This window comes from Clostridium sp. RTP31139st1_H3_RTP31139_211217, assembly GCF_040227035.1.
Taxonomy (GTDB): domain Bacteria; phylum Bacillota; class Clostridia; order Clostridiales; family Clostridiaceae; genus Clostridium; species Clostridium saudiense.
The window spans coordinates 17,059-35,100 of sequence record NZ_JBCOAB010000019.1 but is presented as its reverse complement, the minus strand read 5'-3'; the positions used below and the strand labels follow the sequence as shown (position 1 = coordinate 35,100).

Sequence of the window (18,042 nt, the reverse complement as noted above, 5' to 3'; positions counted from 1 at the left end):
CCTTTAATATTTCAATTTTTTCCACAAATAAAAAACTAAATATTACTTGCATATTTTAACATTCTTAAATATTATATTTATGTAAAGATATATATAAGGAGGTACCCATGTTAGCATTACTAGTTATTTTTTCTTATTTAATGGGATCAATTCCAACTGGCTATATTTTAGTTAAAAAAACTCTTAACAAAGATGTAAGAGATTATGGAAGTGGAAATATTGGAGCAACAAATGTTAAAAGAGTTGCCGGGGACAAGCTTTCAAAAATCACTGCAATATGTGATATGTTAAAAGCTATTATTCCTGTTTTATTAACAAGAATTTTAATTTGGACTGATATTTTACAAACTAACGAAAGCTTAATCTTATCATTAGTTGCTATAGCTGCTATATTAGGTCATAATTACACAATATTTTTAAAATTTAAAGGCGGAAAAGGTGTTGCTACTTCTGCAGCTGCATTCATGGTTGCATTACCAATTCCATTTTTAATTACAGCAGTTGTATTTTTTGGTTTAAAACTATTTACTAAGATAGTTTCAATTCGCTCATTATCTGCTGGTGTAACTTTATTTATCTCAACTTTATTACTTGGCTATGACAAATATTATGTATGTGCAACTTTATTTGCTTGCATACTTGTTTTTTGGAGACATAAAAGTAATATTGTAAGATTAGCTAAAGGCCAAGAAAAGTAAATCTATAAAAAACACTGAATAATATGCCTCAGTGTTTTTTATTTTTTAGGAGGTTATATGAATTTAAAACTTATTTATTTTTTATTAATAAACCTATTACTATTTATTTTAATGGGTATAGATAAAAGAAAAGCAGTTACAAACAAATGGAGAATAAAAGAAAAAACACTATTTATTTTATGCCTTTTAGGTGGAAGTATTGGTGGAATAATCGGAATGTATACTTTCAGACATAAAACTAAACATTTGAAATTTAAAATAGGATTTCCATTTATTTTTTTAGTTCAATTTATACTTGTATTATATACTACAAAATAAAAGACGTTGCATTTTTTATTGCAACGCCCCATAATCAATCATTAGTTACACATGTAACTAAGTGATTACAATTTTATATTATCCTATTATTAATTTTTTATTCACCATTTGTTCTTATATTTTAAATTGTACAACCTTTGAATTTATATTATAATTATAAAAAAACTTATATAATTAGGGGTGATTATATGAACTTTTTAAATGGTACTTATGGATTTGATTTATTATCTATAGTACTTGTTTTATTATCTTTTATACTTAATATATTTGATATAACAAGAGTTTTAGGTATTATTGTATTTGCATATGCAATATATAGAGCTTTTTCAAAAAAAATATATAAAAGAAAAGAAGAATATAATGTATTTTATACATACACAAATAAACTATTAAATAAATTCGGTAAATCTATACCTTATAACTTACAAAACTATGATTTAAATAATATCTCATTTTTATTTGGTAGAATAAAACAAAAGTACACTCAATTTCGTGATTATAAGATTACCAAATGTCCTAATTGTGGTCAAAAATTAAGACTTCCAAGAAGAAAAGGTAAGATTGTCGTTACGTGCAAAAAATGCTCTACTAAATTTGACTTTAGAACATAAAAAGGGATACTGTAGCAAAATTTATTTTTCTACAGTATCTTTTATTTTATAAATAATTAAGATAAATATGTGGGATATTAATATTATATAATTTTATTTTTATGGAGGTTATTATGAAAAAATCATTATTCATTATCCCATTATTATTTATAAGCTTATCTTTTAATTTCATTAATACATACTCTACTAAACAAATAAATAAAAATATTCAAAATAATATTTATACACCTAAAAGTGTTCCTTCTAAATGGTGGTATAATTAATTTAAAAGGGTTCTTACCCTTTTTATGTTATTATAGGCTTTTGACCTTTTGCAATTAAATTCAAAAAAATTATTGTGCAATTTTCCCTTTCTTTTTTGTCACAGCACATTTTCATTATCTTACCCAATCTAGGATTATTCCTGCTAACAATTTTGATTAATTCTGGAGGAACATTATCAACTCCAATAATATTCTGTATTCCAACCAAGTCACTGTGGATTGTTACTGCTTCAAAATCTAACTTATCAAATCCTTCATACTTTAAAATTTTCAAAAGTTTTCTACCAATTTCTCTGTTCCATTTAGCTCTTCTCTCTATTTGACTTATAAACCCTCTTCCACTTTTAAATAAAATATCAGGTTCACTTACCCCATAAAGCCCCCTATCTGAATCAATAATGGCAACTATTCCACCTGGTTTCAATAATTTATATATTTCTCTTGTTGCAGCTAAAGGTTTTTCTAAATGCTGATATACAAACCTACAAATAATAAAATCAAAAGAATTTTCCTTTAATCCACTATTCAAAATTGATCCATACTTAAAATTTAACCTTTCACTAGGATAATCTTTCAACCTATCTTTTGCTATAGATAATAAATTTTTATCTATTTCTAAACCCGTTATTTCACTATTAGGTAAATTTTCTAATAACAATTCAGTATATGAACCTGGTCCAGAACCAACATCTAATATTTTCATTCCATCTTTTAGCCCTAACCATTTAAGAGCTCTAAATTCTTTACTCCACCCCAGCTTAGCTTGAGTTTCTAATCTATTTACCTCATTGTTCAATCCAATAATATCATAAATTGAATTATAACTCACTTTAATCTCCTTTTAAGATTACTTATAAATATCCTATGATGATCATATTATATTTGTTCATAAATAATTATCATTTCTCTAAAGTATAAAATTAAGCAATATCGGAAATGTAATAACTGAAAATAAAGTAGTTATAAATACAATTACTGCTGAATATTCACTTTCCTTATCAAAGCTTTCTGCTAATATAGATGTCATAGCTGCAGCTGGCATTGCAGTTACTATTATCAATGTCTTAATTACTAAAGAAGTATCTTTAAGTAACCTTGAAATTAAAATTAATATACATGGCATAATTATTAATTTCAAAAATGCGCTATAATAAATTGTTTTATCCTTTAAATATGAAATTATTTTCGCATTTCCAAGTATAACACCAACTATTATCATAGACAGTGGTGAAGTCATATTTCCAACTAAATCTAATGTAGAAGATAAAACACTAGGAATATCAAAACCAAAAATCATAATTATTAATCCAATAAACACTGCAACTATAGCTGGATTTAACAATACTTTTTTTATATCCTCTCTTTTCATTTTCCCATTAAATAAAATAACTCCATATGTCCATAAAAAAGCAGTAAAAAATAAATTAAATATAGAAGCATATATTACTCCTTCATTTCCATATATACTAAACACTATAGGAAAGCCAATAAATCCACAATTAGAAAACACATTTGCAAATTGTATTATTATCTTTTTTTCACCTTTGATTGGTATAAGAAGTATATACGATATAACTATTGAAATAATTAAAACCAATGGACTATATATAAAACATCTAATAATGTTATCTTTTAACTCGTCACTTAAATCAAATATAAATGATGATACTACAAGACATGGTAATGTAATTTTAAGAAGAATATTAGTTAAACCTTTATTTATTTCTTTAGTTATTATTCTTTTCTTAGCAGCATATACCCCTACTAATATTATTAAAAATAATGATATTACTCCATTAACTATAACTGACAAATCCATTTAAAATCTCCTTTCTTTTCCAATTTAATTATTATACAATAAAAAATATAAAATAAGACTAATTATTTTATGATTTTTCATTAAATAATTAGTCTTATTTATATATAATATTAAAATAATGATAATTGATTAGTTTCAGACATACCTTCTAAACAACCATGATTGCTTAATGTTTCAATAACAGTTTTTGATACCTTTGATCTTAATCTTAAATCTTCTTTTGAAATAAACTCTCCATCCTTTCTTGCTTCCGCAATAGATTTTGCGGCATTCACTCCAACCCCTTGCAATGAGCTTAAAGGTGGCCTTAATGCATTATCTACAATTAAGAATTTTGTTGCATCAGATTTATATAAATCTACTTTTAACATTTTAAATCCTCTTTTATACATTTCAAAAGAAAGTTCTAATACTGTAATTAATCCTTTATCTTTTACAGTTGCTTGATTTCCAAGTTCATATAACTCTTGAAGCCTTGCATGAACTGCAGTTTCACCCTTACATATTAAATCTGCATCAAAATCGTCAGCTCCTCTAACTGTAAAGTATGTTGCATAATATGCTAATGGATAATATACCTTGTAATAAGCAACTCTAACTGCCATCATAACATATGCAACAGCATGCCCTTTCGGGAACATGTATTTTATTCTTTTACATGATTCTATATACCAATCTTCAACGTTATTTTCCTTCATGGTCTTTTCAAATTCTTCTGTTAACCCCTTACCTTTTCTTACGCTTTCCATTATTGTAAAAGCTGTTTTAGGTGCAACACCTTTATACATAAGATAAACCATGATATCGTCTCTGGTTGCAATACAATCTCTTAAGGTAGTATATCCTTCTTTAATAAAATATTGTGCATTATTAAGCCAAACGTCAGTACCATGTGAAAGTCCTGATATTCTTACTAAATCTGAAAATGTTTGTGGTTGAGTATCAACTAGCATTTGACGAACAAATTTAGTTCCAAACTCAGGTAAACCATATGAACCAACTTCACATTCTAACTCTTCCTTTGTAACACCAAGAGCTTCCGGTGATGTAAATAAAGACAGTACCTTTTTATCATTTAAAGGTATAGTTTTAGGGTCTAATCCAGTTATATCTTGTAACATTCTAAGTACTGTCGGATCGTCGTGCCCAAGTATATCTAACTTAAGCAATCTACCAGAGATAGAGTGATAGTCAAAATGTGTTGTTGTAACATCAGATGTTGGGTCATCTGCAGGTCTTTGAATTGGTGTAAAATTATACACATCTGTATAATTAGGTACAACCATTATTCCACCTGGATGCTGACCAGTAGTTCTTTTTATCCCTGTACATCCAATTGTCAATCTTTCAATTTCTGCTTGAGATACCACAAGTCCCTTTTGATCTAAATACTTTTTAACAAATCCATATGCTGTCTTTTCTGCTACTGTACCAATTGTTCCTGCCTTAAAGACATAACCCTTTCCAAATAATACTTCTGTATATTTATGAATATCTCCTTGGTTATCTCCAGAGAAATTTAAATCTATATCTGGTTCTTTATCTCCTTCAAAACCTAAGAATGTTTCGAAAGGAATATCATGACCATCCTTAATATAAGGAACACCACAATCAGGACAATCCTTATCCTCAAGATCGGCACCAGAACTAACAGATCCATCTAAGAAGAAATGAGACTTTTTACATTTTGGACAAACGTAATGTGGTGGTAGTCCATTAACCTCTGTTATATCAGACATTGTTGCAACAAATGATGAACCAACAGATCCTCTTGATCCAACTAAGTAACCATCTGAATAAGATTTAGCAACTAATTTTTGAGCAATTAGATAAAGAACAGCATAACCATTATTAATAATAGAATTTAACTCCTTATCTAATCTTTTTTGTACTACTTCTGGCAAAGGATCACCATAAATTGAGTGTACCTTATTCATCGTCATATTTCTTATATCATCATCAGCACCTTCAATTTTAGGAGGATATGTTTCATCTGGAATTGGCTTTAAATTTTCCTCAACCGAGTTAGCAATTTCAGTAGGATTTTTAATTACTACTTCTTTAGCAATATCAGTTCCTAAATAAGCAAATTCCTTTAACATCTCTTCTGTAGTTCTAAGATAAAGTGGTGCTTGATTATCAGCATCACCAAACCCCTGCCCTGCCATTATAATTCTTCTAAATGCCTCATCTTGAGGGTCTAAGAAATGAACATCACAAGTTGCTACAGTAGGTTTGTTAATTTCCTTCGCTAAATCATATATTTTTCTATTAATATCTTTTAGTTCATCTTCATCTTTAACCGAACCTTTTTCTATCATATAAGCATTATTGGCAATAGGTTGAATCTCAACATAATCATAAAAGCTCATTACTTCTTTTATTTCTTCATCACTTTTTCCACCAACTACTGATCTATAAACTTCACCAGCCTCACAAGCTCCACCAATAATAAGCCCTTCTCTCATTTCCATAAGCCTTGACTTTTTAGTCCTAGGTCTTCTAAAGAAATTATCTATATGCGCTTCAGATACTAGTTTATACAGGTTTCTAATCCCAGCTTGAGTTTTAGCCAATATAATTATGTGGTAAGTAGGTAATTTTTTAATATCAACTTTCTCTAAAAATACCTTATTCAATTCTGAAAGAGTATTTATTTCTATTTCTTCCTTAATTTTTTTAATACATTCAAGTAATATATCTCCCGTTGCTTTAGCATCATCTACAGCTCTATGGTGACTTTCAAGCTTTACACCTAAATGCTTTGCTACAATATTTAATTTTACAGATTTTAATTCTGGATATAAAAATCTACATAACGGCACTGTATCAACTATAGTTGGCTCAAATTTCAATCCTAAATCATTGCAATTTTTAGAAATAAAACTACAGTCAAAAGAAGCATTATGTGCAACAACAACAGAATCTCCTATAAACTCTATAAATCTTGGAAGTATATCTTCAATTGATTGTGCATCTCTAACCATATCATCATTAATACCTGTTAATTCTATTATCTTATATGGTATAGGTCGTCTTGGATTAACAAACTCACTAAAGTTATCAATAATTTCTCCATTCCTAATTTTAACTGCACCTATTTCAATTATCTTATCATTCTTAGATGAAAATCCTGTTGTTTCTAAGTCAAATACAACATAAGTATCATCTAAATTTTGCCCTTTTTCATTTAATGCTAATGGAACACCATCATCAACTAAATACCCTTCAACACCATAAATAACCTTAATTTTATTTTTTTTAGCAGCTATCTGTGCATCAGGAAAGGCCTGAACAACACCATGATCAGTAATAGCTATTGCTGGATGCCCCCATTTAGCAGCTCTTTCTATTATTTTAGAAACTGGAGTAACTCCATCCATTGCACTCATAGTAGTATGGCAATGAAGCTCAACTCTTTTTTCTTCAGCTCCATCCATTTTCTCCATCTTTTTCATTTTTAAAATGTCTCTACCCATTATTACAACTTCTCTTTGGTAAGTATCATATACTGCTTCCCCTCTTACCTTACAATATAAACCTTTCTTAACATTATCGAGAACTTCATCTTTTTCTTGTGGTTTTAAGAAACATTTTACTGTTATTGAACTTGTATAATCAGTAATATAGAATGTTAAAATTATCTTTCCTGTTTTAGTTTCCATAGTATCAACTTTAAATACATCACCTAAAACTGCAACATAACCTGATCTTTCATTTATTTCATTAATAGGAGTTGCTTCAATAGATATATTTCTACCATAAATAGCATTTTCAGCTTTTGCCTCTCTCTTATATCCATTTTCTTTCTTTTCATAAGCTTTCTTTTCAGCAGGCTTTTTCTCCGCTGGTTTACTTCCTCCACTAGAGCTGTTACTCATTTCTTGAACTCTTGCTTGCATTGCTTTACTTAATAATTCTCGTTCTTCTTTCTCCCTAGCTTCAAAGTCTATAGTTATCTCCATTTCAGGATCAAATTTCAATTCAAATCTACAAGATATACCAAACATTGCTTTTACAGTATCTTCTAATGACTTTTCTCCTTGTTTACCTTTTAAATGATCTGTTAATTTATCATATCCATTGTAAATAGTAACTTTATTCCCATTAATTTCTTTTCTACAATTTAATAAAAGACTTTTACATAAAGGAGTTTTTTTAATAGTACTTGAAATACATTCAATCCAGTGATTTTGTATAACTTCTTCTAAAGTTATGTCCGATGCATCCCTATAAAATACTATTTCAACAGTAATTCTTATCATTAAAGTTTTACAAATTATCTTTTTAATTAACTCCTCTTCGTCATGAGTTAATTTTTCCTTACCTCTTAAAACAACTTTTAAAATCATACTTTTTCTTAAAAGTTGGAACTTAATTATTTTAAGTTCTTTATCTTCTAAATTTTCATGCTTATTTATTTCAAGGGTTAGCTTCTTTATAATATCGTCACTCAATCTTTTACCCCCAATATCTTAATTTTTTCAACTACATCATTATAGCATAATTTTATTAATCTTAAATATACAGAATACTATGAAATTTAAGTTAAAATTTATATAATTACTCTTGTTATACTATAAAATTACTTTTCCTTATGACTTTATAAAAACATAAAAATATCGATACTTAAATAGCATCGACATTTATTAATTTATTTTTTATATTAATTTTTCTACTACTTCGCTTGGTGCAGGAACTGTAAAAATTAAATCTTCATCAACTCTTACTTTGCACTCATCTTTACTTTCTTGAATCTTATCTATAGATAATCCCCCAATACTAACTTCTTTAAACTTTGTAGGGGCAACTTCAACTTTAAATAAAGTATCCTTAATTCCTGTAATTTTTAAATCAATTTCTCCACTGTTGTTTTTTACCTTTAAACCAATAATGTTATTTCCCTTTAAAGTCTTTTTATCAGTTGGAATATAATCTACATTTACTTCACCTGTAATTGTAATAAATCCTCCACTTAACTTTCTTTTTACTAATAAATTCACATCATACTGTGAAGAAAGTTCATTTAATAATTTACCTAACTTATATACTGTTAATTCATGTACCATAATCTTATTCCTTTTCTTATAATTTAATTTATTTCTTATTATATACTATAATAATTATTTATAAAATAGCAAAAATAGGCTATAATCAAATTGTAAAATAGTGTATAGAAAGGTAGTAATTAAATATGAATATTCGATTTGCTGAAGAAAAAGATTTTAATAGCTGTGTAGAATTGGACTTACATAAAAATGTTAATATTATAAAAAATAAAATTCATATGAAAGAAGTAATAGTAGCAGAGCATAACAATAAAATTATTGGTTGTTTAAAAATAGAATATATCTGGACACATCTTCCATTTATAAGTTACATAGTCATAAAAAAGGATTATAGAGCTAATGGCATTGGAAAATCTATGTTATCATTTTTAGAAAATTATTTAAAAAATAATGGACAAAATACCTTATTAAGCTCAACTATGACAGATGCAGTTAATCCTCAAAAATGGCACTTAAAAATGGGTTTTATTGAATGTGGAATGCTATGTGGGATTAATGAGGATGGTGTTGGAGAAATTTTCTTTAAAAAAATTCTATAAAGTATAAATCAAATAAAATTCCAATAAGTTGAACTTATTGGAATTTATTTGATTAGTTCATTTATATAAGCATACTGTTAAAAATAAATTTTACATCTATTTTTATATTTAAATCTATTATCTTAAATATAAAATTATTAAATTCATTCAAAAACTATACTATTTTAAAGTTCCTACTATCTTACTTCCATGCATTTCATTACATCCTATATAATTTGAAAGTTCTTTATAATTTTTATAAGTAACTCCTCCTCCTACTAAAATAGTAATTCTATTATCACTTTTTTCCACAAGATTCTTTAATGTATTTTTACCATCTAATGCACAAGTCTTACATCCTTTAGTTAAAACTCTATCAACATTCATAGATATCAATTGATTTAATGCTTCAAACTTATCATCTATTTCATCAAAAGCCATATGAAAAGTAACCTTTAATCCGCTAGCTAAATCAATTAATTCCTTAGTTCGTTCTATATCAATCTTATTTTCTTTATTTAATATACCAAATACTACAGTTTCTACACCTAACTCTTTACAAATAACTATATCTTTTTTCATTATTTCAAATTCATCATTTGAATAAACAAAATCTCCACCTCTAGGTCTTATTATTACTGCTATAGGTATATTAATATTTTGCGTTGCTAAATATATAGTTCCATAAGACGGAGTTGTCCCACCTTCACCTAGGTTATCACAAAGCTCAATTCTATCTGCTCCTTGTAACTCTGCTTTTTTAGCCTCTTTATAACATCCAACACAAGCTTCTAATAAAATGCCCATAAAATTCCTCCATTGTACTCTTTTAAGTTAAATTTCAATTTATACTTTTCTGTATTTATCTTTTTAAAACACCACATTCATTTAACTCTTTTCTCAATTCATTTATATTTTTAAATTGAATCCCCTTAATTCCTTCTTCACCTGCTCCTTTAACGTTTTCAAGGACATCATCTATAAAAATACTTTCTTCAGGAATTAAACCATACCTCTCTAAAAGCCTATTATAAATTTCTTTTTCTGGTTTTAAAAGCTGTTCTCTAAATGATACAATCCCACCTTCAAAAAGGTTAAAAAACTCATATTTTTCTGTTACAATCTCAAATGCTTTTGAATGAAAATTTGATAAATAGTATATTTTATACCCATCATCTTTAAGTTCTTTTATAATATCAACAGTCTCATTTAAAGGTGTTAACATTTCATACCAGTTTTCAAAAGCTAACTCTATTATATCTTTACTTTCAATATTTCTACTAACTATATTTTTAATTGCTACTTCTTCTGTAATAGTTCCTCTATCTAACATCGGCCACTCTTTGCTTTTAAAAATACTATCTAATACCAATTCTTCACTTTTAGTATCATTTAATTTGTTCTTTAAATATACCTTTGGATTATAATCTAAAACTACATTTCCTAAATCAAAAATAATATTTTTATACATACCTCTCCTCCTTTATACATATCTAACTTTATTTATAATTATATCATCTAAATAAATAACAATACAAAAAAATCATGTCAAACTTCATGACATGATTTTCTATAATGATTTATTCACCTTTAAAGGTAAATAAATATTCTGGCTCAAATTTAACCTTTATCTTTTCATTAATATCAAATACCATTTCTTCTTTTGAAATAGTAAAATGTATTAAATTTGATTTATTTGACTTAATGCTCCTAATATATAAAGTATAATCAAAAGGATTTTCTACTATATTTTCAATACTCATAGTAAATACATTTTCATCATTTTCTTGCCCTTTAAACAACTTAATATTATGGGATCTTATTGCTATATAATCAGTATCTCTATTGTTACTTGAACATTTTAATTTTAAATCCCAATCTTCAGCTAAAATCAAATTATCTTCTAGCTTTTTAGCCTTTGATATATTCTTACAGCCAGTAAGCTTAGCTTCTGCAAAACTTAAAGGATTTTCAAATAAAAGATTTTTTTCTCTAATATTACTAGCCTTTCCACTATCAAAAACTATAATTTTATCACAAACTCTATAAGCCTCTGCAATATCGTGAGTTACAAAAACAACTGTCCCATTATAATCCTTTAAAATTTCTACAAGCTCTCTTTCCATTGTAGCTCTTAAGTGATTATCCAATGCAGAAAAAGGTTCATCTAAAAGCAAGATATCTGGTGAAGTAATAAGAGCTCTTGCAAGTGCAACTCTCTGTTGTTGTCCACCTGAAAGCTGCCATGGATATCTCTTTTCTAGTCCTTCTAATCCAAATTTTTTAATAAAATTAGATGATAATTTATTCTTTTCTGCCTTACTTATCCTATCTAATCCAATTTCAATGTTGTCTTTTATAGTCATATGAGGAAATAAGGCATAATTTTGAAATAAAAATCCTACTTTTCTATCCTTGGTCTTTACATTTATTTTTTTTTCTGAATCAAAAAGTACCTTATCATTAATTATTATTTTTCCACTATCAGCTTTTTCAATACCTGCTATACATTTAAGCGTCATACTTTTTCCTGAACCCGATGCTCCTAAAAGGCCTATAATACCACCTTTACTTTCCATAGAAACATCTAAATTAAAAGAAGATAATTCTTTATTAATATCTATATATAAACTCATAATTATCTCCCCCTATTGCCTATTATTTTTTGTTGAGTATCACACCAATAATTTAGTAAAAATATCATTATAAATGAAATTGCAACTATAATTAAAACCCAAAGCATAGCCTTATTCATATCTCCACCTTCAACAGCAAAGAATATTGCCACTGGCATTGTTTGTGTTTTTCCTGGTATATTACCAGCAATCATTAAAGTCGCCCCAAATTCTCCTAACGCCCTTGCAAAACTTAATACCAATCCACCAATTATTCCTGGCCATGCAAGTGGCATTGCAATTTTAAAAAATATCTTAGTTTCACTTAAACCTAATGTTCTTGCTGCTGAAATCATATTCTTATCTATTTGTTCAAATGCAGAACGACAAGTTCTATACATCATAGGAAATGCAACTACAGTAGCAGCTATAACTGTTGCACTCCAGCTAAATATAATATTTTTATTAAAACTCATAAAAATCTTTCCTACAAATCCATTTTTCCCACAAATAAGTAATAAGAAAAATCCTATAACAGTTGGTGGCAATATTAGAGGAAGAGTGAAGATTCCATCTATGAATCCTCTACCTCTTCCTTTATAATTAGCCATTTTATAAGATATAAATATCCCTATTATTGAAGTTATAATAGTTGCAAGAAAGGCCGTTTTAAGCGATATCCATAAAGGTGAAAAATCCATAACTTATAACCTTACTTTCTTCAATTTAACTCTACAGAATATTATTCTACAGATTTATATCCATACTTTTCAAATATCTTTTGTGCTGCATCAGTAAATAAGAAATCTTCAAATTTCTTTGCTTCATCAGCATTAGTTGAATCTTTTATAACAGATACTGGATAAGTAATTGATGAATGATTATTTACTTCATCAATATTTTCAACTATAGTAACACTATCACTACTTAATGCATCACTTAAGTATACAAATCCTACATCTGCATTTCCTGATGCAACCCAAGCTAAAACTTCTTTAACATCTTTAGCAAAAACCAATTTATCAGTAATACTATCTTTTATTCCTGTATTTGTTAATACTTCATCTGCATATTTACCAGCTGGAACACTTTCTGGTTCACCAACAGCTATATGAGTAACTTTATCACTTTTTAAATCATCAAAGCTAGTAATATCAATTCCATTAGCTGCTACAAGAACTAAAGAATTTTCAACTAAATCTTTTGTTGTATCATCAACTAATAATCCCTCATCTTTTAATGCATTCATTTGCTTTTGCCCTGCAGAAATAAATAAATCACAAGGTGCTCCCTGCTCTATTTGTTGTTGAAGAGAACCTGATGAACCATAGTTTACAACTAAAGTAACATTTTCATTACTCTTCTTATATTCTGTTTCTAAATCAGCCATTACTTCTTTTAAACTTGCAGCTGCAGATATATTTAGCTCTACAGGAGCCTTTGCCTCTGTATCACCTTTACTAGTATTCTCCCCCTCAGTACCTTTACCACAACCTACAAATAATAAGCTACAGCATAGTAACATTGAAATCATTCCTAATTTCTTCATTATTACATCCTCCATTTCCTTTAAATAAACATGTTTTATTATGTTTTGTTTAGTTTTGTCATGTTTGATACAAATAGATAGTATCATATATCGTTAATTCTTGCAATTTATTTATTAATAATGCTAAAATTATCATAATATATAGGAGGGATAACATGGACTTAAAATCTTCTTTGACTCCACTAGAAGTGTCAGAATTACTAAAAATAACGAAAAATACTGTTTATGAACTTATAAAACGCGGTGAATTGCCAAGCTATAAAATAGGGAAAAAAATTAGAATTGATATGCATGATGTAGAAGAATATATACGCAATCAAAAAATTGGCTCTAAGCAGCTAAAATATACTGAATCTCAAAATAATACATTTGAATCAAAAGCTAATATACCCAAGCAGAAAACTCATAATTCTATTACATTAAGCAATCAATCTACTAACGAAATTATAATTTCTGGTCAAGATATCTTATTAGATATTTTAGCAAGATACATAGAAGAGCTATATCCTGATTTTACTGTTTTACGCTCCTACAAAGGGAGTTATAACGGCTTGTATGATTTATATAACAATAAAGTTTCTATAGCTTCATGTCACCTTTGGGATGGTGACAATGATAACTATAATGTAGATTATGTTAAAAGACTTGTTCCTGGAACATCTTGCGTACTTATCAATTTAGCCTATAGATTACAAGGTTTTTATGTTGCTAAAGGAAATCCATTAAATATAAAATCTTTTGAAGATTTAATTAATAATAAAATTAAATTTGTTAACAGAGAAAAAGGTAGCGGTGTTAGAGTCTTACTTGATGAAAAGCTAAGATTACTTAATATTGATCCAAACTGTATAAATGGATATTATAATGAAGAAACTTCGCATTTAGCCGTTGCAAGTACAGTTGGTCGTGGAGATGCAAATGTTGGAATTGGCAATAAAAAAGCTTCTATGCAAGTCGAAACTATTGATTTTATACCAATTCAGACTGAAAGATATGATTTGATTATAAAAAAAAGTGATTTAAATAATCCAATTTATCAAAATATTATTTCCATTTTATCTTCTGATAAATTTAAAAATGAGCTACAAGGAATTGGTGGGTATGATCTAAAAGATCTTGGTAAAATAATAGCAACTACTTAATCATAATTAATTTTCTATTAATCTATGCAAATAATCAAAAACTAATAATTTAAATAGAAATAGTTATTATTAATTAAGTTTTAATACTAAACCAATTAATTTTTATACTACTCTACTATAAATAATTAATAAATAATATACCAATACTTATATATTACAAAGCACTTATTTATCACTTAGGCAATTTAATTTTAGGGGTTACATTTTACTAATTTATTTTTAAATAAGTGCTTTGCAAACTATATAAAAATTTTAAGGGTTTAGCTTTTTGAAGTAATATCAAAAAGATAATAGAAATTTAAATGTAAAAAAGACAACAGTACCTTAAGATAACCTTAAGGCCCCATTGCCTTTGTTAAACGAATTAAATTTACTATCATTATGAGATAATAATATCATTATTTCTATTTTTTGTCAAATATTCTATTGATTTTTTTCATAAAATTCTTTTAATTCATCTGTAAATCCTAATCGATTCTCTTCTAAACTACCTAATCTAAAGAAACAGTTACCTTTAACATTAGATATTGTTCTTGAATATCTAATTTGATTTATTACCTCATTTTCATTTAACCATGCATCTCCATAAGTTGAATCATTTATTTTATAAACAGCATTTCCTATATATAGCTCTACATTTGTTCCTTCAACTTGCTTAGCCCACCAATCAACAAGAATAGAATAAGGTGCATTTTTATTATCAAACTGCCAGTATATTTGTGGAATAATATAATCAATATATCCTTCTTTTATCCACTTCCTTGAATCTACATAAACATCATCATAACTACTTAATCCACTTGTTGCACTACCTCCAACTGACTCCCCATTTCTCCATATTCCAAATGGACTTACTCCAAATTTCAGGGTAGAATCTTTTGATTTTATTGCATTATTTAGTTCACTAATAAATGTATCTACATTATTTCTTCTCCATTCTTCCTTTGTAAAAAATCCTTCACCATACTTTTTATATGTTTCATCATCTGAAAACTCTAATCCATTAACTGGATAAGGGTAAAAATAATCATCAAGCACAACTCCATCTATATTGTATTTATCCACTACTTCTAAAATTAAATCTATTACATATTGCCTTACCTCTGGTATTCCAATATCTAAATAACTATATTTATCATATTTTACAATCCAGTCTTTATTTTCTTTTAAAGGACTACCTTCTGGTAATTCATTTATATAATTATCTAAATTAAATTTTTCTGAATTACTATCTATTCTAAATGGATTAAACCAAGCTTGTATTTCAATTCCTCTTTTATGAGCTTCTTTTATTGCAAATTCTAATGGATCATATCCAGGGTCCTTTCCCAATTCTCCAGTTAAATATTTTGACCATGGAGAATACTCTGACTCATATAAAGCATCTCCCATAGGTCTTACTTGAAAAAATACAGTATTCATATTATTATCTTCAATAAAATCTAATTTTTCCTTTAATAATTCCTGTTGCATCTTATTATTGTTATAACTTCCTACCTCCGGCCAATCTAAATTATTAACTGTTGAAAGCCATACCCCTCTCATTTCTCCTTGCTCCTTAAACTTGCTATTAAAAGTCTCATTACTATTATCTTTTTCAGTTACTTCTTTTTCATTACTACTATTTCTACTATTTATTTTGTCTAGCTTAATATTTAAAACTATTGCCACAACTATCCATATAGCAATAAAAATTATAAAAAACTTGTACCATTTTTTCATCCTCAATCACCCATTACCCAAAGTAAATATTTTCTTTATCTTTTACATAATTTTATTCTCTATATGAGATATACTCTTTTCTCTAAAAAATTATTCCATATTATTTATTACTCTCGTATACTATTTAAATATAACAAACTATACACAACCTTAAAAATATTTCTTTTTTAATACAATAAAAAAATAGCCTAAGTAAATAGGCTATTTTTATATATTATAAAGCTTTTAAAGCTACTGCATTTAAAATACTCCATGGTTTATTAAAATGTGGTTGGAAGAAGAAATCTGTCATAGCTAATTCTTCAATAGTCATTTCATTTTGAATTACAACTGATAAAGTGTTCATAAATTGTGTTAAATCTATATCAGAAATTATTTGTCCACCAATTACTCTTCTTGTATCCTTATCAAATACTAATTTAACAGTAGCTGGTAAGTATGTTGGCATAAATTCTGGTCTATAGTTATCAGTTAATTCAACTGAACCAACATTCATTTTAGTAGTAGCTTTAGCAACTTCTTCAGTTAATCCTGTTGATGCTATACATTTTTCGTAAATTTTTATTCCTGAAGTACCTTGTGTTCCCATATATTTTAATGTAGGCTCAACTATATTTCTTGCAACTAAAGTTCCCATTCTTACAGCATTTGTTGCAAGTGGAATATATCTTGTATCATGAGCAGGATTATATTTAACAACACAACAATCTCCAGCTGCAAAAACATCTTCTTTACTAGTTCTCATATATTCATCAATTATAATAGCTCCGTTTGGTAATGTATCTAACTTTCCTTGTACTAATTTAGTATTAGGTGCAAATCCAATACATAATACTACTAAATCGCCTTCATAACTTCCCTTTTCAGTAACAACTTTAGATACTTTTCCATTTTCTCCTTCAAACTTAGATACCTTTTCTCCTAATACTAAGTTAACTCCTCTATCTGTAAATTCTTTTTCTGCGATATCAGTAAACTCTTTATCTAAGTATTTTGCCATTATTCTTTCTTCAGCATCAATTAAAGTTACTTTTTTACCTTGCATCTCAAATGCTTCTACTAACTCAACCCCAATATATCCAGCACCAATTATTACTACATTTTTAGCGGTTTTTGATTTTTCTATAATTTCAACTGCATGGTCATGATTTTTACATAATAAAATATTATCTAAGTCTCCACCTTCAAATCTTGGTACTATTGGCCATGAGCCTAATGTTAAGACTAATTTATCGTAATTATCTTCAAACTCTTCATTAGTTAAAAGATTTTTAACCTTTAACGTTTTATTATCAAAATCAATATTTAAAACTTCATGCTTCATGTTTGTTATAACACCCATTTTAGCTAAGTTTTCAGGTGAGTTGTAGAAAAGGTTCTTAGTTTCTTTTATAACTCCTCCTACATTTAATGCAATTCCACAAGATAAAAATGATAAATTATCATTTTTTTCATATATTGTAATTTCACTTTCTGGGTGAAGTTCCTTTAAATTAACTACTGCTGCAGTTCCTGCATGAGTACATCCTACTACTACTATTTTCATATTAATTCCTCCTAGAGCTAATAAATATTTTTAAATATTTATTACTAATCAATAATTATTTTCTTTGATTAAATCATACTACTTTACTAAGAAATAGTAAAGAGGTTTTATAAAAAAATTGTCTTTTTTTTAACAAGCACTTTTTGGTAATTACTTTTAGCTCCTTACTTTT

The 18,042-nt window shown here is 27.4% G+C and carries 17 protein-coding genes; 6 read left to right on the top strand and 11 right to left on the bottom strand.

The annotated features are described in order from the left end of the window. Positions 1-107 precede the first annotated feature (107 nt). The 4 genes from plsY (at position 108) to ABUA17_RS09680 (ending at position 1,890) form a co-directional block, all read left to right on the top strand. Positions 108-698, top strand: coding sequence for a glycerol-3-phosphate 1-O-acyltransferase PlsY (plsY, locus tag ABUA17_RS09695; RefSeq protein ID WP_195951165.1), 591 nt, complete (start codon positions 108-110; stop codon positions 696-698). A gap of 57 nt (positions 699-755) precedes the next feature. Beyond that, positions 756-1,016, top strand: a complete 261-nt coding sequence (locus tag ABUA17_RS09690) for a DUF1294 domain-containing protein (RefSeq protein WP_042393808.1) — start codon at positions 756-758, stop codon at positions 1,014-1,016. 188 nt (positions 1,017-1,204) lie between these two features. Beyond that, the gene (locus tag ABUA17_RS09685) at positions 1,205-1,627 is read left to right on the top strand and encodes a zinc ribbon domain-containing protein (protein WP_042393806.1); all 423 of its coding nucleotides are present in this window, start codon (positions 1,205-1,207) and stop codon (positions 1,625-1,627) included. A gap of 113 nt (positions 1,628-1,740) precedes the next feature. Then, complete coding sequence (locus tag ABUA17_RS09680; protein WP_156327823.1) at positions 1,741-1,890, top strand: hypothetical protein; 150 nt, start codon at positions 1,741-1,743, stop codon at positions 1,888-1,890. 22 nt (positions 1,891-1,912) lie between these two features. On the opposite strand, the gene ABUA17_RS09675 is transcribed toward ABUA17_RS09680, so the two are convergent. From ABUA17_RS09675 to ABUA17_RS09660, 4 genes are all read right to left on the bottom strand, one after another. Then, entirely contained in the window at positions 1,913-2,719 is an 807-nt protein-coding gene (locus tag ABUA17_RS09675) for a class I SAM-dependent methyltransferase (protein ID WP_052330565.1), read from the bottom strand. A 78-nt stretch (positions 2,720-2,797) separates the two neighbouring features. Beyond that, positions 2,798-3,709, bottom strand: coding sequence for an AEC family transporter (locus ABUA17_RS09670; RefSeq protein WP_042393800.1), 912 nt, complete (start codon positions 3,707-3,709; stop codon positions 2,798-2,800). Positions 3,710-3,819: 110 nt separating this feature from the next. Continuing rightward, positions 3,820-8,166, bottom strand: coding sequence for a PolC-type DNA polymerase III (locus ABUA17_RS09665; RefSeq protein ID WP_042393798.1), 4,347 nt, complete (start codon positions 8,164-8,166; stop codon positions 3,820-3,822). 204 nt (positions 8,167-8,370) lie between these two features. After that, positions 8,371-8,778, bottom strand: coding sequence for a hypothetical protein (locus tag ABUA17_RS09660; protein ID WP_042393796.1), 408 nt, complete (start codon positions 8,776-8,778; stop codon positions 8,371-8,373). A 125-nt stretch (positions 8,779-8,903) separates the two neighbouring features. On the opposite strand from ABUA17_RS09660, the gene ABUA17_RS09655 reads away from it, so the two are divergent. Next, on the top strand, positions 8,904-9,317 hold the full coding sequence (locus ABUA17_RS09655; RefSeq protein WP_042393794.1) for a GNAT family N-acetyltransferase: 414 nt from the start codon (positions 8,904-8,906) through the stop codon (positions 9,315-9,317). 159 nt (positions 9,318-9,476) lie between these two features. Here ABUA17_RS09655 and ABUA17_RS09650 read toward each other — a convergent pair whose 3' ends face one another. The 5 genes from ABUA17_RS09650 to modA all read right to left on the bottom strand — a co-directional run bounded on the left by ABUA17_RS09650 (position 9,477) and on the right by modA (position 13,460). Continuing rightward, positions 9,477-10,103, bottom strand: a complete 627-nt coding sequence (locus ABUA17_RS09650; protein ID WP_042393792.1) for a copper homeostasis protein CutC — start codon at positions 10,101-10,103, stop codon at positions 9,477-9,479. Between the two features lie 55 nt (positions 10,104-10,158). Then, the gene (locus ABUA17_RS09645; RefSeq protein ID WP_042393790.1) at positions 10,159-10,767 is read right to left on the bottom strand and encodes an HAD family hydrolase; all 609 of its coding nucleotides are present in this window, start codon (positions 10,765-10,767) and stop codon (positions 10,159-10,161) included. Positions 10,768-10,876: 109 nt separating this feature from the next. Continuing rightward, positions 10,877-11,932, bottom strand: a complete 1,056-nt coding sequence (locus ABUA17_RS09640; RefSeq protein WP_042393787.1) for a sulfate/molybdate ABC transporter ATP-binding protein — start codon at positions 11,930-11,932, stop codon at positions 10,877-10,879. A gap of 2 nt (positions 11,933-11,934) precedes the next feature. After that, a complete protein-coding gene (modB, locus tag ABUA17_RS09635) occupies positions 11,935-12,612 on the bottom strand; it encodes a molybdate ABC transporter permease subunit (protein ID WP_042393783.1) in 678 nt (225 codons plus the stop codon). Between the two features lie 41 nt (positions 12,613-12,653). After that, positions 12,654-13,460, bottom strand: coding sequence for a molybdate ABC transporter substrate-binding protein (gene modA / locus ABUA17_RS09630; RefSeq protein WP_042393780.1), 807 nt, complete (start codon positions 13,458-13,460; stop codon positions 12,654-12,656). Positions 13,461-13,615: 155 nt separating this feature from the next. On the opposite strand from modA, the gene ABUA17_RS09625 reads away from it, so the two are divergent. Next, positions 13,616-14,602 (top strand): helix-turn-helix transcriptional regulator, encoded by a 987-nt coding sequence (locus ABUA17_RS09625; RefSeq protein WP_042393777.1) that lies wholly within the window; start codon positions 13,616-13,618, stop codon positions 14,600-14,602. Between the two features lie 423 nt (positions 14,603-15,025). Here ABUA17_RS09625 and ABUA17_RS09620 read toward each other — a convergent pair whose 3' ends face one another. Beyond that, the gene (locus ABUA17_RS09620; RefSeq protein ID WP_195951163.1) at positions 15,026-16,324 is read right to left on the bottom strand and encodes a glycoside hydrolase family 10-like protein; all 1,299 of its coding nucleotides are present in this window, start codon (positions 16,322-16,324) and stop codon (positions 15,026-15,028) included. 214 nt (positions 16,325-16,538) lie between these two features. Then, positions 16,539-17,870 carry an FAD-dependent oxidoreductase gene (locus tag ABUA17_RS09615; RefSeq protein ID WP_042393775.1) on the bottom strand — a complete coding sequence of 444 codons (1,332 nt, stop codon included), beginning with the start codon at positions 17,868-17,870 and terminating at the stop codon, positions 16,539-16,541. Positions 17,871-18,042: the final 172 nt, after the last annotated feature.

Coding starts and splice junctions, on each gene's coding strand:
- plsY (WP_195951165.1), top strand. CDS start 108: ATGTTAGCATTACTAGTTATTTTTTCTTATTTAATGGGATCAATTCCA.
- ABUA17_RS09690 (WP_042393808.1), top strand. CDS start 756: ATGAATTTAAAACTTATTTATTTTTTATTAATAAACCTATTACTATTT.
- ABUA17_RS09685 (WP_042393806.1), top strand. CDS start 1,205: ATGAACTTTTTAAATGGTACTTATGGATTTGATTTATTATCTATAGTA.
- ABUA17_RS09680 (WP_156327823.1), top strand. CDS start 1,741: ATGAAAAAATCATTATTCATTATCCCATTATTATTTATAAGCTTATCT.
- ABUA17_RS09670 (WP_042393800.1), bottom strand. CDS start 3,709: ATGGATTTGTCAGTTATAGTTAATGGAGTAATATCATTATTTTTAATA.
- ABUA17_RS09660 (WP_042393796.1), bottom strand. CDS start 8,778: ATGGTACATGAATTAACAGTATATAAGTTAGGTAAATTATTAAATGAA.
- ABUA17_RS09655 (WP_042393794.1), top strand. CDS start 8,904: ATGAATATTCGATTTGCTGAAGAAAAAGATTTTAATAGCTGTGTAGAA.
- ABUA17_RS09650 (WP_042393792.1), bottom strand. CDS start 10,103: ATGGGCATTTTATTAGAAGCTTGTGTTGGATGTTATAAAGAGGCTAAA.
- ABUA17_RS09645 (WP_042393790.1), bottom strand. CDS start 10,767: ATGTATAAAAATATTATTTTTGATTTAGGAAATGTAGTTTTAGATTAT.
- ABUA17_RS09640 (WP_042393787.1), bottom strand. CDS start 11,932: ATGAGTTTATATATAGATATTAATAAAGAATTATCTTCTTTTAATTTA.
- modB (WP_042393783.1), bottom strand. CDS start 12,612: ATGGATTTTTCACCTTTATGGATATCGCTTAAAACGGCCTTTCTTGCA.
- modA (WP_042393780.1), bottom strand. CDS start 13,460: ATGAAGAAATTAGGAATGATTTCAATGTTACTATGCTGTAGCTTATTA.
- ABUA17_RS09625 (WP_042393777.1), top strand. CDS start 13,616: ATGGACTTAAAATCTTCTTTGACTCCACTAGAAGTGTCAGAATTACTA.
- ABUA17_RS09620 (WP_195951163.1), bottom strand. CDS start 16,324: ATGAAAAAATGGTACAAGTTTTTTATAATTTTTATTGCTATATGGATA.
- ABUA17_RS09615 (WP_042393775.1), bottom strand. CDS start 17,870: ATGAAAATAGTAGTAGTAGGATGTACTCATGCAGGAACTGCAGCAGTA.